Genomic DNA, 25,327 nt, shown 5'->3' on the forward strand with positions numbered 1-25,327 from the left:
TCCTCGTGCGTTCGTCGAGCACATGAGGACATGCCTCTGGCCAGCCGCACGACCCCCGGGTGAACCGGTTCGCGAGCGAGTTGGCTTTTCCAACGTGGCGAATGTATCGGGGTTTTGAGGAGTCGGCAAGCCCCAATGCCTGCTCACTTAAAAGGAGTTGGCGCCTCCGTTTCTAAGATGCGGTCACATGGGGGTGAAGGGGTTGAATCGGACGATTCGGGATGCCCGACCTGGACCTGTCGCGCCCCCTCGCTCGGTTAACTTTCGGTTGACATGATCGCGCTCGTCAACTTAGCCTCCCTCTCACGACCCGAGGAAGAGCAGGTGACGCGTGGAGACAGGTGAGGAGTTCGGGCCGTGGCTGGCCCGGCAGCTCAAGCTCGCGGGGAGGACGCAGGCCGAACTGGCCAAGGAACTCGGGTTGACCCGAGCAGCCGTCTCCGCGTGGATCGCCGGGCGGTCGACCCCGCGCCCGACCCTCATGACGGACATCGCCAGGGTCCTCGGTACGGACGTCGGCACGGTGCACACCCGCACCACCGACACCCAAGCCGGCCTCCCGGTCACCTGGTACCACCGCCCCGGCTATCCCGACGGCGGCCGTGACCTGGGCAACGCCGCGGCCTTCGCCTTCGACGCCGACGTCCAGGTCCTCGCACGCGAGACGTGCCAGAACAGCCTCGACGAGCGACTGACGGAGAACGGCCGCCCCGTCCGAGTCCGTTACACCCTGCACGAGTTGACCGGTGAGCACCTGGACGCCTTCCGCGAGGCGATCCTCTGGAACGAACTGTTCCCGCACTACTCCGCCGTCTCGGCGCTCGCAGGTCACCAGAAGGTCGGTCGGGTCGTCGACGCCGGTGTGCGCGACATGTACGAGAAGGGTCGCCTTGTCCTTCTGCGGGTCGACGACTACAACGCTTCGGGCCTCACCGGTGACGACTACGCGGACGGCAAGTTCGCCGCCGTCGTCCGACGCCAGCTCGAAAGCCTGAAGTCCGGTCCGGCCGCCGGTGGTTCGTACGGCCTGGGCAAGGCGACGCTGTGGGCCACCAGCGCCCTCGGCCTCGTGCTCATCAACTCCACTCTGTCCGTGCCGCACGAGGGGCGTACCGAGCGACGGGTGATCGGCCGTCTCGAGCTGCCCTGGAGGGAGGTCGACGGACGCGTCTACGCGGGCCCCGCCTGGTTCGGACGCCCCGACCCCGACAAACCGGGCGCCGAGGTCGCCCGTTCCTGGTGGGCGGACGAGGAGACTGTGGATCGCCTGCATCTGAGCAGGGAGAGCGACGAGCCCGGCACGTCCTTCCTCATCGTGGGCGCGCACGACGTGGCCAGCCTCGAAGAAGAGGACTTCTACGACCAGGACGGGAAGACCCGCGCCGAGGAGGGTCCCGAGGACACCCGCGACATCAGCAGGATGCACGGCCGCCTGGTCGAGGCGTTGGGCCGCGACTTCTGGGCCGCCATGATCGGTGGAGGCGGCCGACTTCCCCTCCTGGAGGTCTCCGTCCGCGCTCTGCGCAACGGCGAGGTGGTCGTACCGGAGACGAAGGTGGACCCGTCCGTCGAGCAGCCTTCCCGTACCCGCGCCCTGCGGGCCCACTACGAGGGCATCACGGTGGACCGGCTCACCGAGGCCGGTCAGGTGGCGTCCAGAAACGTTCCGCTGAAGCTGCCGCTGACCGGAGGCGCCCGTGGGACGCTCGGCACCCATCAGGCGGTCCTCCTGGTCACCGAGGCCACCGGCGACAAGGACACCCCCAAGAACAGGGTGCACTCGCTGCGCGGCAACCGCATGACGGTCCGGAAGGCGCCGGTTCCCAACCTGCCGATCGGTACCAACCCCTTCCAGGCCGTCCTCCTGGTCGGCGAGGCCGCCGGTGAGTCGGCCCCGTTCGCGAAGGAGGCCGAGGAGTTCCTGCGCGCGGCGGAACCGCCCGAGCACGACCGTTGGGGGCAGTCGGAGGAGCTGACCCTGCGCTGGTCCCCTTCCGCGTACCGACGGATCCAGAATCTGACCACCGAGGTCAACAGCGCGGTCAGGGAACTCGTCGCCCGTCCGAAACGCGGCAGGGGCGAAGGCGGCGAGGCGCTGCGCAAGGCGCTGACCGTCAAGAGCCGGCCCAAGGCCAAGGTGCCCTCCGGCCCGGTGGTGCCGGTGCTGGACGTGCTCGAGGCGACGATCGGTGACCAGGGGGAGTGGCTGATCACGGCCGAGGTGAAGATCCCGCGCGGTGACGAGATCGTCCCGATGGTGCCGGTCGCCCAGTTGGACGTCCGCTCCGGAGGGCGCCCGCGCCTCGACTGGGCGGAACTCGTCGCCGTGGAGGGCTGCGAGGTGGAGAACGGGACCCTGCGCTTCCCGCCCGGCACGCGCCGCGCGAAGTTCCGGGGCGCCACCGACGTCTCCAGCCACCCTGTGAGGACCACGCTCACGCGTCTCGTCGTCGAACTGCGTGCCGGCAAGGAGGCGTGACGCGTGAAGATCTACCCGTACAAGCGACTCAACCGCCCGATCACGCTCAGGGTGACGTCGGTCTCCCTCAGGCTGTCCGACGGCACCCGTGATCCGCTCGACACCAGCGCCTACTCGGTTCAGGAGCAGGCCGTCGCTCTCGGCGTCGCGGGCCACGCGGACTGGGTGAGCGCCACGATCGGTCTCTCGGCCACGCTCCCGCCCGGCGCTGACGCTCCAGACGCGGTCTGGTCGGACCTGTGTGTCCTTGCCGTGCTGGCCGATGGGAAGACCAACGTACGCACCTCGACGCTCCTCACACGGGACACGGAGGACAGCCGAGACTGGTCGGGCTCCCTGGAACTGGTACGCGACGACCACGCGGGACGAGCCTTCCTCAGCGCGTACGCCGTCGGGACGGTCGACGGAGTACGCGGACGGTCGATCACCGAGACCGACCGGAGCTGGGTCGTCGACACCGTCTCCGACGAGCCGGTCAGAGGGCTGCGCCTGGACGTCCGGAAGGCGTCGTTCAGCAAGAGCTCCAGGGAGTGGCTGCGCGCCTACGCCGACGCGCCCTGGCTCGTGGACACCACGGCACGGGTCCCCACGGTGTTCGTCAACACCGACATCGACGGGATCGTCGGACTGTTGGACAGCAACGGATCCGGTGTGGACAGCAAGGTGCGAGACCTCCTCGTCGCCCAGATGGCCACAGACGTGTGGACAGCGGTCTTCCACGGCGCCATCGGCGATCTGGAGGTGGAACCGGGCGGCAGCCCGGTCTTCCCGACCGACTGGCAGGGCGAGGTGCTGCGGGAGATGCTCCCGGACGTCCTCCCCGGCGTGCACGTCGAGGAGGCACTGCGCCAGGTCCACCGCCGACGCACCGGTGACTCGGGCTGGGGCGAGCTGCAGACACGCATCCATTACGCGGCGGTCCGGCGTGCCGATGCCGCCAAGGCAGTGGGCTACATGATCCGCGGTCTGGAACGGACGAACAGGGAGAGCGAGACGTGATCACCCAGCCCCACCACGTACCGGAGCGCCTGGCTCTGCTTTCCGGCTCGGCCGCGGACACCTTCCTCACCGAGGGGCTGCTCAGGGGCGAACAGGTTCACAGCGGCATCGACCTTGCCAAGGTCGTTGAGCCTCTTCCCGAGGACGATGCCAGGTGGTCGGTCGAGCCGATCCGCAGTCTGGTGGACGACGCGATGTTCGCCTTCGACAAGGAGCGCACCCCGGCCGACGCCTGGCTCGCGCCACGGCTCCACGCCACACTGCGTCTGACGCGGAAGGAAGCTGCGGACAAGCGGCTGTGGAACCATTTGGCGCTCGCTGTCGCCCCTGACTATGTCGTGTGGCGGCATTTCTCGGAGCGGAAGGGACGCGTTGCCGCGGAGCGCTTCCAGGGCCCCTCTGACCGGCAGTGCTTCTCCCGCCTGTGGTGGGCGGCCGAGATTTTCCGGAACGGGCTGGACTACAAGCCGGTCGAGATTGCCTGTGGCAACCAGGACCTCATTCACACCGTCCTCCGGTTGGGCTTGCTCGACCACCGCCCCACAGCCCAGGCCGTCGTCCGCCTTCTGAAGGACGGAAAGATCACCACTGGACGGGAGGTCAACGGCCTGAGCGTCGCCATCAACGCGGCCGGAGCGACCTTGATCTACGACGTCCTCGCACCGGACGAACCCAGGGATCCCGCCCGTCTGCGGGACTGGATCGAGGAGGCTCAGACGGCCCCACCGGTCTCGCGCCACGTCCTCCCGGAGGGGCCCGACGAGGACCCCGCCCCGGAGAAGTCCGTGGCAGCCCTCACCAACTACTTCACCGAGCTGTTCGAGACCGCTCCGGTGAGGGGCCGGAAGAGCGAGGATTGATCGAGGCGGCGTCGAGCTACTCGGGGCGTGGGCAGCGGGCGGTGCAGTCGTCCGCCGTCCCGCAGCCGTGGCTCCGTAGCTTGGCCCGCTGTTCCTCGGTGGCCGGCACCCACGGCTTCCGCATCGCCTCCGGGGTCGGTGCGGGAAGGCCGAGCGCGGCGCTCAGCAGGTGGGCCCCGAAGAGGGGCGGTACCGCGTTGCCCACCTGCTGGGCCTGGGCCGTACCCGACCACGGATAGTCCGTAGGGAAGCTCTGCAGCATTCCCGCCTCGTTCATGCTGAACCTCGGGCCCTCACAAACGACATGAGGGTGGTGGTCGCCGACCGGTTCGAAGACCACGAAGCGCGAGATACGTCCGGTGACGGTGGTGGCGGGTTGTCGGTCGCTCCGCACTCCACGTCGTCCCGAAATTCCGGAGCTGCCGTAATTCGACCGGACCAGGAAGGGCGTCCTGCGCCCCGGGTGCGTGCCGACCGGCTCGGCGAGGGCGTCGCCCATCGACGTCCAGTGCTCCAGGCCGTCGTCCTCCGTGGGGCCCTCTCCCGGTTCGGGGACCTCCGCGTCGTAGAGGGTCGGCTGAATCGTCGGTGTCGTGACGTCGTCGTTCCTGCGATTCCACCCCCTTGCCTCGTAGGCGCGGTGGGTGGCCTCGGGCAGCGAGGGTTCGCCGAGTCCTTCACGACGGGCGATCAGCACGGCGCGGGACCTGGTCTGCGGCACGCCGTAGGTCTCGGTGGCCAGGACGTCGACGACGACCTTGTACTTGGTGCCGTCGGGGAGACCGATCTCCTGCAGTACCTCTGCGTAACGGTCCCAGAGCGCCCGCACTGCCGGGACCTGCTCCAGGACGATGACGTCGTACGGCCGGTGCCCTCGGTTCGGACTCCGGGTCGCCTGGATCGCGTAGCGCAGGGGCTCGAGCACCAACGCGGTGCGAGGGTCGCTGAGGTTCTGCAGCTCCTTGTCGATCTCCTCGTCGGGGTCGCCCGCCATGAGTCGGTCGATGAACTTCTTGACCTCTTCCAGAGCCTTACGGCCCGCGCCCTTGCCGGCCACCGAGTACGTCTGGCACGGAGGCCCGCCGGCGAGCACGTTGATCTCCGGCGGGAGCGACTCGAAGGACTCCCTGCGGACCGCGCTCACGTCGGCGTGGAGGGTGTCCAAGCCGGCCGCGTAGCGCGTCAGGCACGCGCTCTTGTCCCATTCGATCCCGAGACTCGGGACACCCAGCCGGTGACCAGCGACGTCCAGCCCGCCAGGTCCTGCGAAGAGGTCCAGGACAAAGGGCTTGTCGAGGATGGACTGGTGGGGCGGCGTGCTGGTCATGTGGCGGAAGTCTAGCCGGCAGCGACGGCCACCGGCTCCCCGCGCAGAGCTTTGGCGACGGCCCGGCCCAGGGCACGACCGACGGGCGGCGGTGTCGCGTGTCCGATCTGGCGATATCGGGCGGTCTTGAGACCGGTGACCTGCCACGACGTGGGGAAGCCCTGGAGCAGTGCCGCCTGCGCGACTGTGATCTTCACCATGTTGTCCCTGCCGAGTGAGGGATCCCATACGAAGTCGGGCCCGGGAACCTCGTTGCCCACCGTGTGTCCGTCGACACCCATGGTCGCCCACTTCCGCTTGGCCCCGGTCGGCCCCAGGTCGGCTCCGCCTCGGTTCTTCGAGCCTCCGACGAGGGTGGGAGCCGGCTGATCGGCCTGGGCGGCCCAACGGGCGGCGTCCGGCCAACCGCGTGCCGCCATGGACGGTTCCAGGGCGGCACCGACCGTCACGGGTTGCCGCACCGTGGGCGTCGGCGGACGGAACGCCTCGGCCCGACGTCGCTCGACGGCCACCAGCACCCCCTGCTTGCGGTTCTGTGGCACCCCGAAGTCGACGGCGTTCACGACGAGCCAGCTGAACTCGTAACCCAGATGAGCCAGTTCGGCATGCGCGAAGTCGCGGAAGCGCTGGTACCTGTCCGAGTGGGCGAGATCGGGAACGTTCTCGATGATCACAGCTCGCGGCCTGATGGCGTGGGTCAGGTAGACGGTCGCCTCCAACAGGCGCTCCTCCGAGCCCGATTCGGCTCGTCGGGCGGTCGCACTCGACTTCACCCGGGGCAGTCCGGCCGAGAGGAGATCCACGTCGTAGCTCTCGCGGTGCTCGGACGGGTCGAAGTCGAGCAGGTCGGTGCGGAGCACGTTCCAGTGCGGCCGATTGGCCCGTAGGGTCGCGACGGCGTCGTCGTCATCGTCCAGGAGCAGACGCGGTTCGAATCCGGCCTGTTCCAGACCGAGGGCGAGTCCACCCGCCCCCGAGCACACATCCACGAAGGTCAGTCCCCCCACGCCTCCTACCTTCCCGTCAGTTCCGCCAGACGCCGCTCCACGACCGTTCCCACCCGAGCGGCCACCTCTTCCGGTTGCTCATGCTCCCAGAACCGCAGCACCGTCCACCCCGCCGCGGTCAGATGCTCGGTCGTCTCCCGGTCGCGAGCCATGTTCCGGTCCAGCTTGTTGCGCCACCACTCGGCGTTGGACTTCGGGTGCGTGGCGTGTTCGGGGCATCCGTGCCAGAAGCAGCCGTCGATCAGAACGGCCACCTTGGCACGGGTGAACGCTATGTCGACGCGCCGCCGTGCCATGCCCGGCACCGGGTACTCCACGCGGTACCGCAGTCCGGCCGCGTGCAGCAGACGTCGGACGGAGAGCTCGGCGTTCGTGTCCTTGCTGGCCTGGCGGGACATGCGTGCCGAGACGGCGGGGGAAGAGGGCCTCACGGTGTCCAATACTGTCGCGCCTCAGGAACGTACGTCGTCTCGATCGGTGAAGACCGAATCCTGCCGGCTCCGGTCGACCGCGCGGAAGCGGACCAACCGGCGACCTCCCAGTGGCAGGCCGGGCGACGCCCGTGCCGAGGCGGTCCGGAGCGACGATCGGTCCGTGGCCCTCTCACTCGGCGTCCCCGCGCTCCACTGCTCCCGATGCCCCGACCGGCGTCCACATGCCGAGCCACTGCTCCGCGTCCCAGGCCTCGAACCGCTCCACCTCGGCGAAGCCCAGCCTCGCCGCGAGGCGCATCGAGCGGGCGTTGGCGGTCTGGGTGGCGAGGACCACCGGTTCGCCGGGGAGCGCGTCGGCGAACCAGTCGAGTGCCGCCGCGCACGCCTCGGCGGCGTACCCGTGCCCCCATGCCCGGGGCAGGAACAGATAGCCGAGCTCGGCCTTTCCCACGGCGGCCGGGCGATGGTGCTCCGTCGCCCTCCTGAGCAGGACCTGGCCGATCATCGCCCCGTCGAGATCGACGACGAAGCTCCCGGGCCACCGCTCGGGCGCCCCGGGCGTCTCGCGCTCGAGCCGGTCACGCGGACGGGGACCGCCGAGGTAGGTGTGCACCTCCGGCGACGCCAGCAGTTCGATGAACGTCGCTCGGTCCCGGGCCTCGGGCTCACGGAGTACGAGCCGGTCGGTTCTGATCGGCGCGGGTGGCCAGGCGACGGGGCCGAGGTCGGTCATGGCGGCCAGCCAATCAGCGGGCACGGCGGCGATCAAGGCGTGCGACCGATCGATCCCCCGGGTCTTGCCGGAGCACGGGGGCGCCGTCGTCCGCCATCGCCGCTTCGACAACGCCCTCACTACCGAAACAGCGGTGGCGAAGGGCCTCAGCCCCGCGTCCCCTCCGCCAGGAACGCCGTCAGCCCGTCCAGCAGCATCCCGCTGCCCTGCTCCGCCATGTCCCGCTCCTCCGCCGTGTCGCAGGTCTGGCTGAGGACGACCTCCGTGCGGGCAGGGCCCCGTTCCGTGAGGTCCAGGGCCATCGTCACCTGGTCCGGGCGGCCGGGGACGTCCATGCCGAGGACCAGGCGGTGGGGCTCGGCCACCTCCGCGTAGGAGCCGGTCAGCGGGAACGCGTCGCCGTCGGGCGTGAGCATCGTGGCCTTCCAGGCGCCGCCGGGGCGTACGTCCATCTCGACGGAGCCGGGGGCGGCGTGGGCCCACCGGGCGTACGCCTCGGGGGTGGTCCAGGCCTCCCAGACCCGGGCCACGGGGGCGTCCAGGGTGCGGGTCAGGGCGTAGGAGAAGCCGTCGGCCGCGGAGGTCTGCTCGGTGCTCATGTGGGGGCTCCTTCTCTCAGGTCCTCACGCCTCGTGTGAGGGGGTCGCACGGGTAGACGTCCGTGGACGGCGCATCTCATCGGTCCGCCGGAACGCTCCTCGATCCCGTCCCCTCACGCCCCGGTCCCGTGGCACTCCCCGTACGTCCGGCCCGACCCGCACCAGCACTCCGCGTCCCGCTGCGGGGGCCACGCCACCGCGCGGCCCCGGGCCGCCAGGGTCGTCGCGTACTGCGGCAGCAGCGTCGCGTCCGACGGGGACGCGCCCTCCGAGGCGGCGAACGCCTCGTACGACGGCACCGTGCCGCGGACGACGCCCAGGTTCGGCGTGCCCGACGAGGCCAGCTCGCGCAGGGCCGCCTCTATCGTCGCCTGGTGCTCCTCGTGGGAGGGGTACTCGGCGGACAGGGACGGGTACGCCTCCAGCAGCTCCGCCAGTTCGTCCGCCGGCCAGTGGAGCATGGCCACGGGGAAGGGGCGGGACAGGGCCTCGCGGTACGCGCCCAGCTCGGCGCGCAGGCGGGAGATCTCCGCCCGCAGGTCGGCCGGGTCGTCCGAGCCGAGGGACCACACGCGCTTGGGGTCGTGCAGCTCGTCCAGGGACACCGGCATCGAGTGGAGGGTGTCCGCCAGGCGGTCCCAGTCGTCGTGGGGCGCGCCCAGCATGCGCCGGACCCGGTGACGTCCGTACAGCAGCGGATGCGTGGCGTACGGCGGCTCGGCCACGTCCGTCAGGAGCAGGCGGGCGCCCTCCGTGAACGTCTCCTGGGCCGCCTCCAGCTCGTCGTGGGCCTCCAGGGCCTCGGCGACGATCACCCAGGCGGCCGGGTCGCGCGGGGCCGTCGCGCGGACGCCCTCGATGATCGCCCTGGCCTCGGCCTCGTGGCCGTACTCCCAGAGGTTCGACGCCTTGAGGGCGCGGACCAGGGACGGGTTCTCCAGCCCGTCCGGCGAGGACAGCAGGCGGTCGTAGAGCTTGGTCGCGGAGGAGCGGTCGCCGGACAGTTCCAGGTGGGCGGCGGCGCGCACCAGGAGGGCCTCGGCGTCCTCCGGGTACAGGCCGGCGGTCCGCTCGAGGCGGGCGGCTTCGGCGGTGTGGTCGACGTTTTCGGCAGGCGTGTCGGGGCGCATGGGTGACACCGTACTGCCGAGAGGTGACGAAGGTCAGGGGCCCGCAGGTCAGGGCCGTGGACGGGGGCGCAGCCGAGGGCGGAGACCGCACGGGCGGCCCGACCTCCGCCCGCGTGCTGCCGGGCGCCGTACGGAGTCCTGTATAACTGGGGCAAACGCGCGTACGAGAGGGGGGAGTCGGCCGTGATCCGAGACCGGGCCGTCCCGCGTCCCCTGCTCGTGCTGCTGCTCGTGCTCCTGCCCGTCGCCCTCGTCGACGTCGGCAGCCTCTCCGCCACCGTCGCGCTTGCCGCGACCGCCGCGGCCGGCTCCGCGCTCGCCGTCTGCGCCGTCATCGCCGCGCGCTGCGTGCCCGCCGTGCCGCCCACCCGGGTGCGCACGGCCATCAGGGACCGGGACCGCCGCACGGCCTTCCTGCCGCAACGCGATCCCGACGCCCCCGGCCGCCGCCGGCCACGGGCACCCGGACACGCCCTCCCGGCGACCACCGCGTAGGGCACCCTTCGTCACCGCAAGGACCGTGCGCTCGCGCGGGTCGTCATGCCGCACACCCCGATCACCCGGCCATCCCGGCCGCGTGGTCCTCCCGGCACGACGAGACCCCCGGAGGGCTCCTCACCCATGTCCGTTTTCGCCAGCCTGGTCGAGCGCCTCGCCGACCTGCTCCAGCCGCTGTTCGGCGCCTCGGCCGCGGCCGCGGCCATCGTCCTGTTCACCGCCCTCGTACGGCTCTTCGTCCACCCCCTGTCCCGGGCCGCCGCGCGCGGGCAGAAGGCGCGCGCCGAGCTCCAGCCGAGGATCGCCGAGCTGCGGCGCAGGCACGCGAAGAACCCCGAGAAGCTGCAGAGGGCCGTACTGGAGCTGCACGCCGAGGAGAAGGTGTCCCCGCTGTCGGGCTGCCTGCCCAGCCTGTGCCAGCTGCCCGCGTTCTTCCTCCTCTACCACCTCTTCTCCAGCACCTCGATCGGCGGTGGGGCCAACGCCCTCCTGTCCCACCAGCTGCTCGCCGCGCCGCTCGGCGGACGGTGGGCCGACGCGCTCGGGGACGGCGGGGTGTTCGGGGGCGCCGGACTCGTGTACGCGGGGCTGTTCGCCCTGGTCGCCTGCGTCGCCGCCTTCAGCTACCGCCTGACCCGGCAGCGGATGGCCGACCAGCCGCTGCTGCCCGCCGCCGGGGCCGGGGAGCAGCAGGTGCCCGGGCTGGGCGCGATCACCAAGGTCATGCCGTTCATGTCCTTCTTCACGCTCGTCACCGTGGCCGTCGTCCCGCTGGCCGCCGCCCTCTACATCGTCACCAGCACGACGTGGAGCGCCGTCGAACGGGCCGTCCTGCACCGGTGAGCCCCGGCCGCCCGCGCGTGGCTACGGTCCAGTACGTGAACGGGGTATTGCGGAGTGGAAGCCGACCTCGGACGATCGAACAAGTCCTCCGATGGCTGCGCACTGCCGCAACCAGGTCGCACCTCATCGGGCGGGCGCCCGCGAATGAGGGAGTTGGGGATCATGAAGCTGCTGCGAGTCGGTACGGCGGGGTCGGAACGGCCCGCGCTGCTCGACGCCGACGGGACGCTGCGTGACCTGTCGGGCGTGGTGACGGACATCGACGGCGAGCTGCTCGCCGACGACGCGGCGCTCGACCGGGTGCGGGCCGCCGCCGGCTCCGGTGAGCTGCCCGTCCTGGACGCCACGGGCCTGCGCGTCGGACCGCCCGTGGGGCGCATCGGCAAGGTCGTGTGCATCGGGCTCAACTACCACGACCACGCCCGGGAGACGGGGGCCGAGCCGCCCGCCGAGCCGGTCGTCTTCCTCAAGGCGCCGGACACGGTCGTCGGCCCCGACGACACCGTGCTCGTGCCGCGCGGGTCCGTGAAGACCGACTGGGAGGTGGAGCTGGCGGTCGTGATCGGCCGTACGGCCCGCTACCTGGAGTCGGCCGAGGAGGGGCTCGCGTGCGTCGCGGGGTACGCGGTCGCGCACGACGTGTCGGAGCGGGAGTTCCAGATCGAGCGGGGCGGGACCTGGGACAAGGGCAAGAACTGCGAGACGTTCAACCCGCTCGGCCCGTGGCTGGTGACCGCCGACGAGGTGCCCGACCCGCAGCGGCTGTCGCTGCGGCTGTGGGTGAACGGGGAGCTGAAGCAGGACGGGACGACCGCGGAGCAGATCTTCCCGGTGGGGGAGGTCGTGCGGTACGTCAGCCGGTTCATGGTGCTGCGTCCCGGTGACGTCATCAACACCGGGACGCCGGCGGGGGTCGCGATGGGGCAGCCGGAGCCGAGGTCGTACCTGCGGGCGGGCGACGTGGTCGAGCTGGAGGTCGAGGGGCTCGGGCGGCAGCGACAGGAGCTCAAGGACGCGTAGGCGCTCCGCTGGGGGCGGGGGACTGCGGTGCGTTGTTGGCCGCGGATGTGGTGGTGGCTGGTCGCGCAGTTCCCCGCGCCCCTTTGGGGCGCCCCTCTGGGGCGCCCTTCCTCACGCCAGTAGTGCGGCGAGCCTGCGCCACGCGTCCCGGGGGAGGTGCGTCATGCCGTCCTCCACCACCTGGAGGGCCACGTGGTCGGCGCCCGCGTCGTGGAAGGCGGTGACGCGGGCGCGGATCGTGTCCTCGTCGCCCCAGGCGAAGACGGCGTCGATCAGGCGGTCGCTGCCGCCGCCGGTGACGTCCTCCTCGGTGAAGCCCAGGTTCAGGAAGTTCCTGGTGTAGTTCGGCAGCCTCAGGTACATGGAGAGGTAGGCGCGGGCCGTCGCGCGGGCGCGGGCCGGGTCGGAGTCGAGGACGACCTTGAACTCCGGGGCGAGCAGCGGGCCCTCACCGAGCCGCTCGCGGGCCTGCGCGGTGTGCTCGGGGGTGACCAGGTAGGGGATCGCGCCCGCCGCCCGGTCCCGGGACAGCTCCAGCATCTTCGGCCCGAGCGCGGCGAGCACCCGGTGCCCGGGCCGCATCCCGGCCCTGTCCAGCTCGTCGAGGTAGCCGACCATCGTCGAGTACGGGCGGCTGTAGCCCTCGACGCGCGGGCCGTGGCTGACGCCGAGGCCGAGCACGAAGCGGCCGGGGTGGGACACCTCCAGCTCGGCGAAGCCCGCCGCGGCGGCGGACGCCCCGTGCTCCCAGATGCTCTGGATGCTGGTGCCGACGACGATCCGCGAGGTCGCCCCGATCAGCGGGGCGGCGTGCCGGGCGGCGCTGTTGCCGCCCAGCCACAGGGCGCCGAACCCGAGCCGTTCCAGCTCGGCGGCCGCCTCGGCGCGTTCGCCCCGGCCCTCCGGGTCCTCGGCGCGCAGGTGCGCGCTCCAGATCCCGTACCGTCCGACGGATTCCTTCAGTGCGGCCGTCGCGTCGTTCATCGGTTCCGATCCCTCCGGTGGGCACGTGATCGTCTGCCGTACGTCGCGTGCCAACCGGAGGGAACCGGCGATGATTCCCCGGGACGGCCGTCCGGGCCGTCCGGGCCGTCCGGTGCGGCCGTCCGGCCTACTGGCCCAGGAACCGCTCCAGCGCCTCCACCACCAGCCGGTGGTCCTCCACCTGCGGCAGGCCCGACACCGTCACCGCGCCGACCACGCCCACGCCCTCCACGGTGACCGGGAAGGAGCCGCCGTGCGCCGCGTAGGTGTCCGGGTCGAGCCGCGAGGAGTCCTCGAAGGTCGTGCCCTTGGCCCGGAACCGGGCGCCCACCAGGTACGACGCGGAGCCGTACCGCTCCACCACCCGGCGCTTGCGGGCGATCCAGGCGTCGTTGTCGGGGGCCGAGCCGGGCAGGGCCGCGTGGAAGAGCTGCTGGCCGCCCCGGTGGATGTCGACGGCGACGGGCGCCCGGCGCTCCCGGGCCAGCTCGACCAGGAGCGAGCCCAGCGCCCAGGCGTCGTCGTGGGTGAACCGGCGGAAGACCAGGCGGCGTTCCTGCTCCTGGAGTTCCTCCACGGTCGGGGCGGGGGTCTGTTCGCGCGTCACAGGGCCACCGCCACTCCGTCGCGGGCCGAACGGCGGGCCGCCTCCAGGACGTCCAGGGCGGCGGCCGCCTCCCGGACGTCGACCGGGTTGGGGCCCTGACCCCGCAGGGCCTTCGCCACGGCCGCGTAGTAGGCGGGGTAGTCGCCCGGGACGGTCGCCTCCACGCGTCCGCCGCCGGACCTCGGGGACTCCCCGGCGCCCACGCGGCCCCACAGCGACTCGTCCTCCTCGCCCCAGCCGGGACCCGGCCGCTTGCCCTCGCGCAGCGCGGCCTCCTGCGGGTCCAGGCCGTGCTTGACGTAGCCCGCCCGCGAGCCCAGCACCCGGAAGCGGGGGCCGAGCAGGGCGGCGGTGGAGGAGACGTAGAGGTGCGAGCGGACACCGCCGGCGTGCGTGATCGCGATGAACGTGTCGTCGTCCGCCTCGGCGCCCGCGCGCCGCACGACCGACTCGGCGTACACCTGGGTGGCCGGGCCGAACAGGACGAGCGCCTGGTCGACGACATGGCTGCCGAGGTCGTACAGGAGACCGCCGATCTCCGCCGGGTCGCCCGACTCGCGCCAGCCGCCCTTGGGCTTCGGCCGCCAGCGCTCGAAGCGGGACTCGAAGCGCCACACGTCGCCCAGCGCGCCCTCGTCCAGCAGCTTGCGCAGGGTGAGGAAGTCGTTGTCCCAGCGGCGGTTCTGGAAGACGGAGAGCAGCAGGCCGCGCTCCTCGGCCAGCGCCGCCAGCGCGCGCGCCTCGGCCGCCGTGCCCGCGACCGGCTTGTCCACGACGACCGGCAGACCGGCCTCCAGGGCGCGCGTGGCGAGCGGCACGTGGGTCTTGTTCGGGGAGGCGACGACGACCAGGTCCAGGTCGGCGGCCCGGTCGAACAGCTCGTCCGGCGTGGCGACGGTCCGCACGTCGGGGAACTCGTCGCGGGCCTGCCGCTGCCGGTCGGGGTTCGAGGTGACCACCGTGTCCAGGGTCAGGCCCTCGGTGGCGCCGATCAGCGGGGCGTGGAAGACGGAGCCCGCGAGGCCGTAGCCGACGAGACCGACGCGCAGGGGGGTGCCGGGGGGATTACCAGTCATGCCCTCCACTTTCGCAACGCTGTTGCCAAAGTGCAAGCACCGGGGACAATGGGGGCGTGAACACGGCTGACGGCGGAGGAACGGACGAGGGCGCGCGCGGCGGCGCGGCGGGCGGCGGCATGCGGGGCGCCGGGAGCGTGCGCGGCGGCGCGGCGGGCGGGGCGAACCTGCTCGCCCTGCGCAGCCACAACACCGCCCTGGTCCTCGACCTGCTGCGCACCGCCGGGACGGAGGGCATCAGCCGGCTCGAACTCGCCGAGCGCACCGGGCTCACCCCGCAGGCGGTCAGCAAGATCACCGCCAGGCTGCGGGCGGAGGGCCTCGCCGCCGAGGCCGGGCGCCGCGCGTCCACGGGCGGCAAGCCGCGCACGGTCCTGCGCCTGGTGCCGGGGGCGGGACACGCGGTGGGCGTGCACCTGGACCGGGACGAGCTGCGGGCCGTGCTGGTCGACCTGGAGGGGACGGTCGTGGGGGAGCGGCGGTCCCCGCTGGACCTGGGCGCGGGGGCGCCGGCCGTGCTGGAGGGGGTGGCGCGGGCGGCCGGGGCGCTGGTCGCCGGCGTGCTGCGCGTGCCGGACGGCCGTCTCGCCGGCGCGCCCACGCTCCTCGGTCTCGGCGTCGCCCTCCCGGGCCCCCTCGACCACGTCCGCGGCGTGCTGCACCGGGTCACCGGCTTCCCGGAGTGGGACGGCTTCCCGCTGCGGGACGCGCTGGCCGGGCACCTCGGCGTGCCGGTCGTCGTCGACAAGGACACCAACGCGGCGGCGCTGGGACTGGCGGTCGGCGGCGAGGGGGGAGGCGGCCGTTCCTTCGCCTACCTGCACCTCGGCACGGGACTCGGCGCCGGCCTCGTCTTCGGCGGCGGGGTGCACCGGGGGGCCCGGACCGGGGCCGGGGAGTTCGGGCACCAGGTCGTCCAGCTGGACGGACCGCCCTGCACCTGCGGCGGGCGCGGCTGCATCGAGGCCCTGTGCCTGGGCGCCGTCGCCCGCGGCGACCTCGCCGGGGCGGCCCGGGTCCTGGGCGCCGGCGCCGCCAACCTCGCCGGGCTGCTCGACATCGACCTGGTCCTGCTCGGCGGCCGTACCGTCGCCGCCGCGCCCGAGGTGTTCGTCCGGGGGGTCGGCGCCGTCCTCGACGCCCGTGCCCGGCGCGAGGGCGGGCGCGAGGGCGCCGTACCGGTGCGGATCGCGCCCGGCGGGACGCGCGGGGTCGCCCGGGGCGCGGCCCAGCTGCTGCTCGCGCCGCTGTTCGGGCGGGGCGACGGCCCCTGACCGGCCGGCCCCACGCCCCACCGCACCGCCCCCGGCACCACCACCGGGGGCGGCGTCGTGCCCGCACGCCGTCACCCCGCCTCCCTCGCGGAGGACCACGCGCCGCACCGCCCGTCCCGCCGCCGAGACCCCGAAGGTCCTCGTCGCTCCGGCGGCGACAACCGGTTCCGGGGGATCGACGGGGTCCGTCCGAGCGCGGGCTGACTAGGCTGAGGGCGTCGGTACGCCGTGGTTCCGGCGCCCAGTCCATGCCCCACCGCACGCCCGGGAGTTCGAAGACACATGGCAGACCGCAAGCCCGTCGAGTCGTGGCTCACCGACATGGACGGCGTGCTCATCCACGAGGGCGTCCCGATCCCCGGTGCCGACGCCTTCATCAAGAAGCTGCGCGAGTCCGGCAAGCCCTTCCTCGTCCTGACCAACAACTCGATCTACACCCCGCGCGACCTGCACGCCCGGCTGCGCCGCATGGGCCTGGAGGTGCCGGTCGAGGCGATCTGGACCTCGGCGCTGGCCACCGCCGAGTTCCTGGACGACCAGCGGCCCGGCGGCTCGGCGTACGTCATCGGCGAGGCCGGACTGACCACCGCCCTGCACGACATCGGCTACATCCTCACCGACCACGACCCCGACTACGTGGTCCTCGGCGAGACCCGCACCTACTCCTTCGAGGCCATGACGAAGGCGGTGCGGCTGATCAACGCCGGCGCCCGGTTCATCTGCACCAACCCCGACGAGACCGGCCCCTCCACCGAGGGCCCGCTCCCGGCGACCGGCGCGGTGGCCGCGCTGATCACCAAGGCGACCGGCAAGCAGCCCTACTTCGCGGGCAAGCCCAACCCGCTGATGATGCGCACCGGGCTCAACGCGATCGGTGCCCACTCCGAGTCCAGCGCGATGATCGGCGACCGCATGGACACCGACGTGCTGGCCGGCATGGAGGCCGGGATGCAGACCTTCCTGGTGCTCACCGGCCTGACCCGCCCCGAGCAGGTCGAGGACTTCCCCTACCGGCCGTCCCAGATCGTCGACTCCATCGCGGACCTCGTCGAGCGGATCTGAAACCCCCGCCTCCCCCTCGTCGCCCGTTCGGCGCAACGGTGCCCCCGCCCCGGATGCGGGGGCGCCCCTCGCGGGGGAGCCTCCAGATGACTGGAGGTACACGATGGGCTCGCTGAAGGTAACTCTCTGTGCCGGAGCCGCGCTGGCCGCGGTGTGCGCGCCGGTCGCGCCGGTGGCGTACGCGGCGGACGGGGCCGGGGTGTCGGTGACTCCGTCCTCCTCCGTGCCCGGCACCGACGTCAGGCTCCGCGTACCCGGCTGCGCCGAGCGGACGGCCGTCGCCGTGTCGGCGGCGTTCGAGTCGGACGTGCGGCTCTCCGCGGCCGACGAGGACGGCGTCCTCGTCGGTTCCAGCCGGGTCCGCCTCACGGCGACGGCCGGCGTCTACGCCGTGCGGGTCACGTGCGGCCGGGACGCCCGCCAGGGCACCCTCACCGTCGGCGGACCGCACCGTCCGGCGGACCGCCCGTCCGCGCACGCCTCCCCCGTCGCCCCCGTCGACGCGGGCGGCGGCGGTGCCGCGGAGCTGGCCGCGCCGGACACCGGGAACGGGGCGCGCGTCGATCCCCCCGGCACCGCGCACACCGTGACCGGCCTGGCGCTCGCCGGGATCGCCGCCGTCGCCGTGGGGCTGCGCGGGGTCCGCAGCCGGAGCCGCAGGGCGGACTGACCATGTCCGACCACGACCGGCGCCGGGAACAGGACCGCATACCCCCCGTCGGCCCCGGCCGCCTGGTGAGCGGCACCGCCTGGGTGGTGCTGCTCCTCGGGCTGTGGCTGTGGGGCCGCGAGGCCACCGACGTGCGCGAGGGCGTCTCCCGTCCGGCCACCGGCGACATGGCGGCGGCCGGACGGCCCCCCGGCACACCGCTTCCCCCCGCCCACGCACCCCTCGGGGACGCCCCGCCCGAGCGGCTCGACGTCCCGGAACTCGGCATCAGCGCCCCGGTGGTGGCGCGCGGCCTCGACGCGAAGGGCGCGATCGAACCTCCCCCCTTCGAACAGGCCGGCACCGTCGGCTGGTACGCGGCCGGCACGGCCCCCGGGGCGGCCGGGACCGCGCTGGTGGTCGGGCACGTCGACACCGAGACCCGCCCCGCCGTCTTCTACAAGCTCAGCACCCTGGAACCCGGCGAGACGATCCGGGTGGTCCGCGCCGGCGCCGAGGCCGCCGAGTTCACCGTCGACGACATCCAGGTCCTCGACCGCGACGGCTTCGACGCCCGGCAGGCCTACGGGCCGCACGACACGGGACGGGCCGAACTGCGGCTGATCACCTGCGGCGGCACCTTCGACCGCGCCACCGGCGGCTACACGGCCAACGTGGTCGTCTCGGCGTACCTCACGGGCACCGGCCCATGACCCGCGTGTGTCAGGATTGAGCCCTTCGAACAGTGCACCGAGGGGGGCTGGATGTACGGCAGCAGGGGGGCCGGGGCGGCGGCCGCGAGGCGGGTGTCCGCGGCGGTGCTGGGGGCGGCGCTGCTGGTCGCGGGGTGCTCCTCGTCCGGCGACGGAGACGGCGGGGACGAGGACGGCGACAAGCCCGCGGGGGCCGGGATCACCCAGCAGCCCAAGGAGACCGACCCCTTCTGGGTCAACCCCGACGGCAACGCGGCCCAGCAGGTGGCGTCCCTGGAGAGGGCGGGGAAGAAGGACGAGGCCGCTCTGATCCGCAAGATCGCCCAGCAGCCGACCGGCGAGTGGATCAGCCCGGAGAACCCGGAGGAGCAGGCCCGCGGCTTCACCGAGGCCGCCGACAAGGCCGGACGCACCGCGCTGCTCGTCCTCTACAACATCCCGCGCCGCGACTGCGGCCAGTACTCGCAGGGAGGCGCCGCCGACGGCGACGCCTACCGGAAGTTCGTCGACGGCGTGGCCAAGGGCATCGGCGACCGTGCCGCCACCGTCGTCCTGGAACCGGACGCGGTGCTCCACCTGGTCGACGGCTGCACGCCGGACGAGTTCCACGAGGAGCGCTACGACCTCCTCAAGGGCGCCGTCGCCAAGCTCACGGCGCTGAAGAACACCAAGGTCTACCTGGACGCGGGCAACGCCGGCTGGGGCCACCCCGACCAGATATTCGAACCGCTCAAGTGGGCCGGCATCGACCAGGCCGACGGCTTCGCGGTCAACGTGTCGAACTTCTACACGACCGAGGACTCCATCGCCTACGGCAAGCAGCTCTCCGCCAAGGTGGGCGGCAAGCACTTCGTCATCGACACCAGCCGCAACGGCAACGGCCCCTACACCGAGGGCGCCCCGGACGAGCGCTGGTGCAACCCGCCGGGCCGCGCCCTCGGCGAGACCCCGACCGTCAGGACGGCCGACCCCCTGGTCGACGCCTACCTGTGGGTCAAGCGCCCCGGCGAGTCCGACGGCGAGTGCAAGGGCGGCCCGAGGGCGGGCGTGTGGTGGACGGACTACGCCCTGAAGCTGGCCGGGGGAGCCGGCTGACGGCGGGTTCCCCGCGCCCGGGGGCGCGGGGCCGTGACGCGTGCGGCTCCGCCGCGCGTGCGCGGCCGGCCACGGCGGAGCCGCGGGAGACGCCGGCCGGGCGGCGCGGCGTCAGGGCACGCGCACCCACTGCGCCTTGGAGGGCGTTCCCTCGCCGTCCGTGGCGAACAGCATGTACCACCCCGACTGCACCAGGTTCCTGCCCTCCGGCACGGTCACCGTCAGCTTGTCCCCGTCCGCCTTGAAGTCCAGGGCGATGGACCGCTGGTCGACGTCCGTGACGTGCGTCGAGGCGCTCGGCCGGATCAGCCGCACCTTCTTGATCGTCGAGGCCGCCCGCGAGGTGAACGTCCCCGACCCGCCGCGCGCGATGGTCTCCGGACCGCTCGACAGGTCGGGCCGCGAGTCCCGGTACAGGTAAGGCGGCGTGTAGATCTCGATGCGCTGCTCGAACTTGCCCGGCTTGGTGTTGGCCTTGTCGCCGTACAGGGAGTCCGAGCCGAAGAACATCAGGCGCCCGTCGGGCAGCAGGATCGAGCCCGAGTGGTAGTTGCGGCCCACCAGCGGGTCGGCGACCCGCTCGAACTCGTTGGTGTCCGGGTGGTACAGCCGGGCCTGGAGGATGTTGGAGTCGCTGCGACCCCGGTAGTCCTCCGAGCCGCCGGAGACCAGCACGCTGTCGTCGGGCAGGATCGAGGCCTGCGGATAGCGCGTGCCCTTCTCCAGCGACGGCCCGTCCACGAACTTCGGGTCGTCGGCCTTCAGATCGACGATCCGCGTCTTCTCGCTGGCCAGCTTGGACTCGCCGACCCCCCCGCCGCCGATCACCATGTACTTCTCGTCCTGCGCCGGAGGCAGCAGCACGGTGCCCGAGGTCTCCAGCATGTTCGGGTCGCTCATGCCGGGGATCTTGGTGAACTTGTTGGTCTCCACGTCCCAGACGCCCGGGTCGCGCCCGACGTCGTCGGGGCCGTAGCCGGCGTTCGAACCCGAGTAGAAGACCTTGCCGTCCTGCATCAGGAACAGCGCCGGGTACGTCGGGAACTGGCGGACCTCGTCGGTGTAGGTCCACTTCCTGGTCTCCGGGTCGTAGACCTCGTTCTTGCCCGGGACCAGCTGGCCGATGTCGTCGAGGCCGGAGACGCTGAGGATCTTGCCGTCGCTCAGGGTGGTGAGCGTCGGGTACCAGCGGGCCTCGTGCATCGGGTCGACCTTGATGTACTTCTCGGCGACCGGGTCGAACTCGAAGGCGTCCCGGATGCCCTGGAAGTCCTTCTTGTCGAGGGCGAGCTTCTGCGCGATGCCGTAGGTGTTGCGCGCGTCCGCGCCCGACAGGCCCTCGACGGTGTAGTTGTCCTGGGTGCCCGTCTCGTACTCGGCGCCGCTCTTCTGCGCCTCGACGTAGATCCGGCCGAGGCCCGGGTCGTTGCGCAGGTACTTCCCGGTCGCCGGGTCGAAGACCTTCTTCGCGCGCGGCACCAGCACCGGGTCCTTGGAGACGAACGTCTTGCCGTTCCCCTTGCCGGTGAACTCGGTGCCCGCGGGCAGCGTGATCGGCTTGTCCGGGTTCTCGTTGTGGACGATCATCAGGCCGCCGGCCTTGGTGACGTCGCCCTTGAGCTTCTCGTACCGCTTCGTACCGCCCGCGATCAGCAGGTTGCCGTTGGCGAGCTGGGTGTGGCCGGTGCAGAACAGGTCGGCGGGCGTCGGCACCTTCTTGACGGTCCCCTTGACCGGGTCCCAGATCCGGGTGTCGAACTTCTTGTCGTCGAAGTTGTCCTGGTTGTTGCCCGACCCCGCGACGAGCAGCACCTTGCCGGTGCGCAGCAGCGCCGCGTGGATGGTGTTCTGCCGGTACTTCTCGGGAAACTCGATGATCTCCCACTTGCCGTTGGCGGCCTTGTACTCCGGCTTGTTGATCTTGTACTGGTGGTATTTCTCGGTTCCGAAGCGGTAGAGCCACGGCCCGTTCATCCCGGCCAGCGCTACTACCACCGCCGTGCCTATCGCGAAGCGACGGGCCCGGCGGCGGCCGGCACGGTCCTTCATTCCTTACGTCCCCCAAGTCCACCAAGGGCGATCTGCATGGTCTGGTCGCTGCCTCCGTCGGGGGAGGCGGCCCAGCTGGGCTTCTGCTGCGGCGCGTGCGCCCCGTGAGCGCCGTGCGCTCCGTAGGGGGCGTCCCGCACCGGCAGCGGCTGCGGCTGGTACGGCCCCGCGGGCGCCGCGTCCTCGGGCTGGGGCTGCGGCTCCGCGGGAGCCGCCGGGGCGGGCTTCTTCCTCGCCTCCCGCAGGGAGTGCCGCCAGGCGAAGATCGGCGAGGCGGTGATCAGCAGCGCGAAGGTCGCCCAGATGATCATGGCGGGGTGCGAGTGGCCGAGGGCGATGCCGGCGGTGATCGAGGCGCCGAAGACGACGATGAAGTACCAGTGGTACCGGAAGGTGCCGAACAGGGTGTCCGGGCTCGCCGAGTCGCCCTTGGGCGTGACCACGAACTTGCTCTTGCGGCGCAGCACGGAGTCGATGAGGGCCTTGGCGTACAGCGGCGCCGACAGCGCGGACATCACCATGCCGGCCACACCGCCGGAGCCCTCCGGCTCGTGCGGCGAGACGTTGTGGCGGCGGTTCCAGACGTACAGGCCGATCTGCAGGGCGGAGGCGTTGCCGTAGAGCATCAGCCAGACCACCGGGTCGATGTTCACGCCCGAGGCGCCGGCGCCCAGGAACAGCGCACAGCTCAGCGCCGCCAGGATCCAGTTCAGGGCCGACATCGGGTAGAAGATGATCATCATCGTGTAGTTGAAGAGCTTGCTCGGCGGAAGCGAGTACCAGCCCTTCCAGTACTGCTTGAGGATCGTCTCGTACGTCCCTCGCGACCAGCGCATCTGCTGGGTGAAGAAGTCCGTCCAGGCGTTCGGGCCCTCGCCGACGGCGAGCACGTCCGGGGTGTAGACCGAGCGCCACTTGCGGCCGGTGGCCGGGTTCTTGTGGCGGTGGATCTCGAAGCCGGTCGCCATGTCCTCGGTGATCGAGTCGTACAGACCGCCGATCTGCTTCAGCGCCTTGATGCGCACCGCGTTCGAGGTGCCCACGAACATCGGCGCGCCGTAGCGGTTGCCCGCGCGCTGGATCAGCGCGTGGAAGAGGAACTGCTGCGACTCGGCGGCCTTGGTGATCGGGTTGTCGTAGTTGCCGTAGACCTGCGGGCCGATGACGAAGCCGACGTCCGGGTCGCGGAAGAAGCCGAGCATCCGCTCCAGGTAGTTCGGCAGCGGCACGTGGTCGGTGTCGACGGAGGCGAAGAAGTCGTAGTCGTCGCCGTGCGCGTCCAGCCAGGCGTTGTAGTTGCCGTGCTTGGTCTTGGCGCGGTGCGGGCCCTTGGACGTGTTCCACCTGGCGACGCCCTTGCGGGAGAAGTGGTGCACGCCGAGGCGCTCGCAGACCGCCTTCACCTCGGGGTCGTCACCCTCGTCGAGGAGCCAGACGTGCATCAGACCGCGGTGGCGGATCTTGACGGCCGCCTCCAGGGTCTTCGTGACCATCTCCAGCGGTTCCTTGCCGGGCACGAAGGAGGTGAGGAAGGCGACCCGGGTACCGGTCTCGGGCACCACGGGTATCGGGTCCCGGGCGACCAGCGTGGCGTGCGCGTTCGACAGCACGTTCAGACAGCGGAACAGCTCGATCAGGCCGATCGAGACGAGCATCACGATGTCGAGCGCGGGCAGCCAGTCGAAGGCCGGGTAGTCGCGCTCCGTCCAGTGCTCGGGCCGCAGCAGCCAGACCAGCAGCACCACCGAGAGCAGCGGGGCCGCGGCCAGCATCAGGGCGACCCGGATGCGGTGCGGCTCCTGCGAGAGCAGCGAGCGGTACTGCACCGTGTAGGGCTTGTGCGGGTCCGGCTGGGTGAGGGGACCCGCGAGCCGGCTGTAGTGCTCGTAGTCGTACTTCGGCAGCGCCTTGCGTATCCGGCGGAACGAGCCGGTGTTCCAGTTCCGGTGCGAGGGCACCCTGAGCTGGGTCGTCTGAGACGGGTCGTGGTCCTGCCCGGCGCCCGTCGGCGTCGACGTCATGAGTCATCCCCCCACACGCGGGTCAACGCGCGTTTCGTCGCTTCCTTCGTCCGCCCGGTCCCCCACGACCTCCACGGACGTCACAGTGGTGGGTTGCTGTCACCACGGCATCCACACCTTATAGACATGGAACGGCGACCCCCGGTTGCATGATGCCCCCCTCGGCACCCGGGCCCCCAACCGGACCAGGGTTCTACGGCGTTCGTCATGATCGCAAGGGGTCGAGGACCCGGGCACGCCGAAGGCCCTCCGTGTGCTACGGAGGGCCTTCGATTGTCTGTGCGCCGCCAGGGACTCGAACCCCGGACCCGCTGATTAAGAGTCAGCTGCTCTAACCAACTGAGCTAGCGGCGCCTGCTGACCTGGAGAACTCTACCCGACGCCGACGGGTGCCGCGGACCACGGCCGGGGCCCGCGTCCCCCGTGCGCACCACCCGGGTACATCGTTCGGACCGTCAACATGCGCGCGGGCAAGACGGTTGGGAAACTGATCACCGTGCGCCGGTGCGCACGCCGACGCGGACTTTTTCACCTGCAGTGTGAGGGGAATCGCATGGAGACTCCGGTATTCGAGGAATTCGATCCCGTGAGCGACTGCGACTGCCCCGGTTGCCGGTACCGGTGCGGCGCCCTGCCGCACCCCCCGGGCGGCCGGGCCCCCGCCCGCCCGGCCGCCCACCGCGTCCTCGCCGTCGCCACCGCCGCCACCGCGACCGCCGCCCTCGGCGCGGGCCAGGCGGCGGCGGCCCCGGCCGTCCACGCGCTCCACGGCGTTCTCGCGGGTGAGGAATCCGGCACCCCGCAGGGTCCCCGGGCCCCGCTGCACGGTCCGACGGGCCGTCCCGCCAGTCCCGCGGCCGGTACGCAGCTGCCCGCCCTCACCCGTACGGACATCATCGAGCGGGCCGAGAAGTGGGTCACCGCGAAGGTGCCCTACAGCACGTCCTCCTTCTGGTCCGACGGTTACCGGCAGGACTGCTCGGGTTATGTGTCGATGGCCTGGAAACTGCCCGCGAACGAATGGACCGGGAGCCTCGGCGCCTTCGCGGACCGGATCACCAAGGAGGAACTCCAGCCCGGCGACATCCTGCTCTTCCACAACGCGTCCGACCCGCAGACGGGCTCCCACGTGGTGATCTTCGGCGGCTGGACGGACGGCACGCGCACCTCCTACACGGCCTACGAGCAGACCCCGCCGCACACCCGCAAGCGGTCCACCCCCTACGCCTACTGGAGCAACTCCGCCAAATACCTCCCCTACCGCTACAAGGGGGTGACGGACGGCACGACGTCCGCGACGGGCGGCACGACGTCCGCGACGGACGGGGTGCCGGCCACTACGGCCTACCCGGGGACGTCCGCCTTCGGCCCCGGCGCGGACACCCCGTACGTCACCGGCCTCGGCCGGATGCTCGCCGTCCGCGGCGCCGGACGCTTCCACGCCTTCGGGCCGGGCCCCCGCCGGCCGGACGCGGACCGCAGGGCCACCGAGGCGTTCCAGCAGGCCCAGGAGCGGCGGGGCGGGAACGCCGACGGGCTGCCCGGCCCGGCCGGCGCGGCGGACCCCGCCGCCGCACCCGCCTCGCACGGGGTGCCCGGCTATCCGGGCCGGGCGATGTTCCGCCCGGGCGCGGACAACCCGTACGTCACCCGGCTCGGCGGACAACTGGTGAGGAAAGGATTCGGCAAGCACTACACGAGTGGACCGGGGCCGCGCTGGGGCGAGGCGGACCGGCGGAACGTCGAGGCCTTCCAGCGCGCCCAGGGCTGGCGCGGCGGCGCGGCGGACGGCTATCCGGGCCCGGAGACCTGGCGGCGGCTCTTCTCGTGACCGGCCCCCCGGGGTCACCGTTCGTGATCACCCGTTC

The 25,327-nt window shown here is 72.0% G+C and carries 23 protein-coding genes and 1 tRNA gene; 12 read left to right on the plus strand and 12 right to left on the minus strand.

The window, feature by feature from the left end; translation table 11 throughout:
• The first annotated feature begins 331 nt into the window (after window positions 1–331).
• From ACZ4V6_RS00735 to ACZ4V6_RS00745, 3 genes are read left to right on the plus strand one after another with little or no spacing between them, the layout of a single operon-like run.
• Window positions 332–2,479, plus strand: a complete 2,148-nt coding sequence (locus ACZ4V6_RS00735) for a helix-turn-helix transcriptional regulator (protein WP_467821592.1) — start codon at window positions 332–334, stop codon at window positions 2,477–2,479.
• A gap of 3 nt (window positions 2,480–2,482) precedes the next feature.
• On the plus strand, window positions 2,483–3,478 hold the full coding sequence (locus ACZ4V6_RS00740; RefSeq protein WP_467821593.1) for a hypothetical protein: 996 nt from the start codon (window positions 2,483–2,485) through the stop codon (window positions 3,476–3,478).
• Window positions 3,475–4,338, plus strand: a complete 864-nt coding sequence (locus tag ACZ4V6_RS00745; protein WP_467821594.1) for a DUF6339 family protein — start codon at window positions 3,475–3,477, stop codon at window positions 4,336–4,338. The genes ACZ4V6_RS00740 and ACZ4V6_RS00745 overlap by 4 nt, the downstream gene beginning before the upstream one ends.
• 16 nt (window positions 4,339–4,354) lie before the next feature.
• Here ACZ4V6_RS00745 and ACZ4V6_RS00750 read toward each other — a convergent pair whose 3' ends face one another.
• From ACZ4V6_RS00750 to ACZ4V6_RS00775, 6 genes are all read right to left on the minus strand, one after another.
• Window positions 4,355–5,665, minus strand: a complete 1,311-nt coding sequence (locus tag ACZ4V6_RS00750; protein WP_467821595.1) for a DNA cytosine methyltransferase — start codon at window positions 5,663–5,665, stop codon at window positions 4,355–4,357.
• 11 nt (window positions 5,666–5,676) lie between these two features.
• Window positions 5,677–6,672 (minus strand): DNA cytosine methyltransferase, encoded by a 996-nt coding sequence (locus ACZ4V6_RS00755; protein ID WP_467821596.1) that lies wholly within the window; start codon window positions 6,670–6,672, stop codon window positions 5,677–5,679.
• 5 nt (window positions 6,673–6,677) lie between these two features.
• Window positions 6,678–7,070, minus strand: a complete 393-nt coding sequence (locus ACZ4V6_RS00760; protein WP_467822200.1) for a very short patch repair endonuclease — start codon at window positions 7,068–7,070, stop codon at window positions 6,678–6,680.
• A 205-nt stretch (window positions 7,071–7,275) separates the two neighbouring features.
• Complete coding sequence (locus tag ACZ4V6_RS00765) at window positions 7,276–7,839, minus strand: GNAT family N-acetyltransferase (RefSeq protein WP_467822202.1); 564 nt, start codon at window positions 7,837–7,839, stop codon at window positions 7,276–7,278.
• A 146-nt stretch (window positions 7,840–7,985) separates the two neighbouring features.
• Window positions 7,986–8,438: an SRPBCC family protein gene (locus ACZ4V6_RS00770; protein ID WP_467821597.1), complete on the minus strand. Its 453-nt coding sequence runs from the start codon at window positions 8,436–8,438 to the stop codon at window positions 7,986–7,988.
• A 113-nt stretch (window positions 8,439–8,551) separates the two neighbouring features.
• Window positions 8,552–9,568, minus strand: coding sequence for an SEC-C metal-binding domain-containing protein (locus tag ACZ4V6_RS00775; RefSeq protein ID WP_467821598.1), 1,017 nt, complete (start codon window positions 9,566–9,568; stop codon window positions 8,552–8,554).
• 183 nt (window positions 9,569–9,751) lie between these two features.
• Here ACZ4V6_RS00775 and ACZ4V6_RS00780 point away from each other — a divergent pair, with 183 nt between their 5' ends.
• The 3 genes from ACZ4V6_RS00780 to ACZ4V6_RS00790 all read left to right on the plus strand — a co-directional run bounded on the left by ACZ4V6_RS00780 (window position 9,752) and on the right by ACZ4V6_RS00790 (window position 11,929).
• A complete protein-coding gene (locus ACZ4V6_RS00780; protein ID WP_467821599.1) occupies window positions 9,752–10,063 on the plus strand; it encodes a DUF6412 domain-containing protein in 312 nt (103 codons plus the stop codon).
• Between the two features lie 126 nt (window positions 10,064–10,189).
• The gene (locus tag ACZ4V6_RS00785; RefSeq protein WP_467821600.1) at window positions 10,190–10,909 is read left to right on the plus strand and encodes a YidC/Oxa1 family membrane protein insertase; all 720 of its coding nucleotides are present in this window, start codon (window positions 10,190–10,192) and stop codon (window positions 10,907–10,909) included.
• A 162-nt stretch (window positions 10,910–11,071) separates the two neighbouring features.
• Entirely contained in the window at window positions 11,072–11,929 is an 858-nt protein-coding gene (locus ACZ4V6_RS00790; RefSeq protein ID WP_467821601.1) for a fumarylacetoacetate hydrolase family protein, read from the plus strand.
• 111 nt (window positions 11,930–12,040) lie between these two features.
• Here the strand turns inward: ACZ4V6_RS00790 and ACZ4V6_RS00795 are convergent, their stop codons facing one another.
• From ACZ4V6_RS00795 to ACZ4V6_RS00805, 3 genes are all read right to left on the minus strand, one after another.
• The gene (locus tag ACZ4V6_RS00795) at window positions 12,041–12,913 is read right to left on the minus strand and encodes an LLM class F420-dependent oxidoreductase (protein WP_467821602.1); all 873 of its coding nucleotides are present in this window, start codon (window positions 12,911–12,913) and stop codon (window positions 12,041–12,043) included.
• A gap of 127 nt (window positions 12,914–13,040) precedes the next feature.
• Window positions 13,041–13,520, minus strand: coding sequence for a heme-degrading domain-containing protein (locus ACZ4V6_RS00800; RefSeq protein WP_467821603.1), 480 nt, complete (start codon window positions 13,518–13,520; stop codon window positions 13,041–13,043).
• Window positions 13,517–14,596, minus strand: coding sequence for a Gfo/Idh/MocA family oxidoreductase (locus tag ACZ4V6_RS00805; RefSeq protein ID WP_467821604.1), 1,080 nt, complete (start codon window positions 14,594–14,596; stop codon window positions 13,517–13,519). Before ACZ4V6_RS00805 ends, ACZ4V6_RS00800 begins: the two co-directional genes overlap by 4 nt.
• Window positions 14,597–14,715: 119 nt before the next feature.
• Between ACZ4V6_RS00805 and ACZ4V6_RS00810 the strand changes: the two genes are divergently transcribed.
• From ACZ4V6_RS00810 to ACZ4V6_RS00830, 5 genes are all read left to right on the plus strand, one after another.
• Window positions 14,716–15,870, plus strand: coding sequence for an ROK family transcriptional regulator (locus ACZ4V6_RS00810; RefSeq protein ID WP_467822203.1), 1,155 nt, complete (start codon window positions 14,716–14,718; stop codon window positions 15,868–15,870).
• Window positions 15,871–16,152: 282 nt separating this feature from the next.
• Window positions 16,153–16,932, plus strand: a complete 780-nt coding sequence (locus ACZ4V6_RS00815; protein WP_467821605.1) for an HAD-IIA family hydrolase — start codon at window positions 16,153–16,155, stop codon at window positions 16,930–16,932.
• A 103-nt stretch (window positions 16,933–17,035) separates the two neighbouring features.
• Window positions 17,036–17,602, plus strand: a complete 567-nt coding sequence (locus ACZ4V6_RS00820) for a hypothetical protein (RefSeq protein ID WP_467821606.1) — start codon at window positions 17,036–17,038, stop codon at window positions 17,600–17,602.
• A 2-nt stretch (window positions 17,603–17,604) separates the two neighbouring features.
• The gene (locus ACZ4V6_RS00825; RefSeq protein ID WP_467821607.1) at window positions 17,605–18,294 is read left to right on the plus strand and encodes a class F sortase; all 690 of its coding nucleotides are present in this window, start codon (window positions 17,605–17,607) and stop codon (window positions 18,292–18,294) included.
• Window positions 18,295–18,345: 51 nt separating this feature from the next.
• Window positions 18,346–19,389 carry a glycoside hydrolase family 6 protein gene (locus ACZ4V6_RS00830; RefSeq protein WP_467821608.1) on the plus strand — a complete coding sequence of 348 codons (1,044 nt, stop codon included), beginning with the start codon at window positions 18,346–18,348 and terminating at the stop codon, window positions 19,387–19,389.
• Between the two features lie 111 nt (window positions 19,390–19,500).
• Here ACZ4V6_RS00830 and glxA read toward each other — a convergent pair whose 3' ends face one another.
• The 3 genes from glxA to ACZ4V6_RS00845 form a co-directional block, all read right to left on the minus strand.
• A complete protein-coding gene (gene glxA / locus ACZ4V6_RS00835) occupies window positions 19,501–21,438 on the minus strand; it encodes a radical copper oxidase GlxA (protein ID WP_467821609.1) in 1,938 nt (645 codons plus the stop codon).
• Window positions 21,435–23,459: a glycosyltransferase family 2 protein gene (locus ACZ4V6_RS00840; RefSeq protein ID WP_467821610.1), complete on the minus strand. Its 2,025-nt coding sequence runs from the start codon at window positions 23,457–23,459 to the stop codon at window positions 21,435–21,437. The genes glxA and ACZ4V6_RS00840 overlap by 4 nt, the downstream gene beginning before the upstream one ends.
• 280 nt (window positions 23,460–23,739) lie before the next feature.
• Window positions 23,740–23,813 (minus strand) — tRNA-Lys (locus ACZ4V6_RS00845).
• A 199-nt stretch (window positions 23,814–24,012) separates the two neighbouring features.
• On the opposite strand from ACZ4V6_RS00845, the gene ACZ4V6_RS00850 reads away from it, so the two are divergent.
• Entirely contained in the window at window positions 24,013–25,290 is a 1,278-nt protein-coding gene (locus ACZ4V6_RS00850; RefSeq protein WP_467821611.1) for a peptidoglycan-binding protein, read from the plus strand.
• Window positions 25,291–25,327 lie beyond the last annotated feature (37 nt).

It is taken from the genome of Streptomyces sp. NPDC029152 (genome assembly GCF_055564355.1).

Coding starts and splice junctions, on each gene's coding strand:
- ACZ4V6_RS00815 (WP_467821605.1), top strand. CDS start 16,153: ATGGCAGACCGCAAGCCCGTCGAGTCGTGGCTCACCGACATGGACGGC.
- ACZ4V6_RS00775 (WP_467821598.1), bottom strand. CDS start 9,568: ATGCGCCCCGACACGCCTGCCGAAAACGTCGACCACACCGCCGAAGCC.
- glxA (WP_467821609.1), bottom strand. CDS start 21,438: ATGAAGGACCGTGCCGGCCGCCGCCGGGCCCGTCGCTTCGCGATAGGC.
- ACZ4V6_RS00810 (WP_467822203.1), top strand. CDS start 14,716: ATGCGGGGCGCCGGGAGCGTGCGCGGCGGCGCGGCGGGCGGGGCGAAC.
- ACZ4V6_RS00785 (WP_467821600.1), top strand. CDS start 10,190: ATGTCCGTTTTCGCCAGCCTGGTCGAGCGCCTCGCCGACCTGCTCCAG.
- ACZ4V6_RS00820 (WP_467821606.1), top strand. CDS start 17,036: ATGGGCTCGCTGAAGGTAACTCTCTGTGCCGGAGCCGCGCTGGCCGCG.
- ACZ4V6_RS00750 (WP_467821595.1), bottom strand. CDS start 5,665: ATGACCAGCACGCCGCCCCACCAGTCCATCCTCGACAAGCCCTTTGTC.
- ACZ4V6_RS00840 (WP_467821610.1), bottom strand. CDS start 23,459: ATGACGTCGACGCCGACGGGCGCCGGGCAGGACCACGACCCGTCTCAG.
- ACZ4V6_RS00795 (WP_467821602.1), bottom strand. CDS start 12,913: ATGAACGACGCGACGGCCGCACTGAAGGAATCCGTCGGACGGTACGGG.
- ACZ4V6_RS00765 (WP_467822202.1), bottom strand. CDS start 7,839: ATGACCGACCTCGGCCCCGTCGCCTGGCCACCCGCGCCGATCAGAACC.
- ACZ4V6_RS00825 (WP_467821607.1), top strand. CDS start 17,605: ATGTCCGACCACGACCGGCGCCGGGAACAGGACCGCATACCCCCCGTC.
- ACZ4V6_RS00830 (WP_467821608.1), top strand. CDS start 18,346: ATGTACGGCAGCAGGGGGGCCGGGGCGGCGGCCGCGAGGCGGGTGTCC.
- ACZ4V6_RS00805 (WP_467821604.1), bottom strand. CDS start 14,596: ATGACTGGTAATCCCCCCGGCACCCCCCTGCGCGTCGGTCTCGTCGGC.
- ACZ4V6_RS00770 (WP_467821597.1), bottom strand. CDS start 8,438: ATGAGCACCGAGCAGACCTCCGCGGCCGACGGCTTCTCCTACGCCCTG.
- ACZ4V6_RS00850 (WP_467821611.1), top strand. CDS start 24,013: ATGGAGACTCCGGTATTCGAGGAATTCGATCCCGTGAGCGACTGCGAC.
- ACZ4V6_RS00760 (WP_467822200.1), bottom strand. CDS start 7,070: ATGTCCCGCCAGGCCAGCAAGGACACGAACGCCGAGCTCTCCGTCCGA.
- ACZ4V6_RS00790 (WP_467821601.1), top strand. CDS start 11,072: ATGAAGCTGCTGCGAGTCGGTACGGCGGGGTCGGAACGGCCCGCGCTG.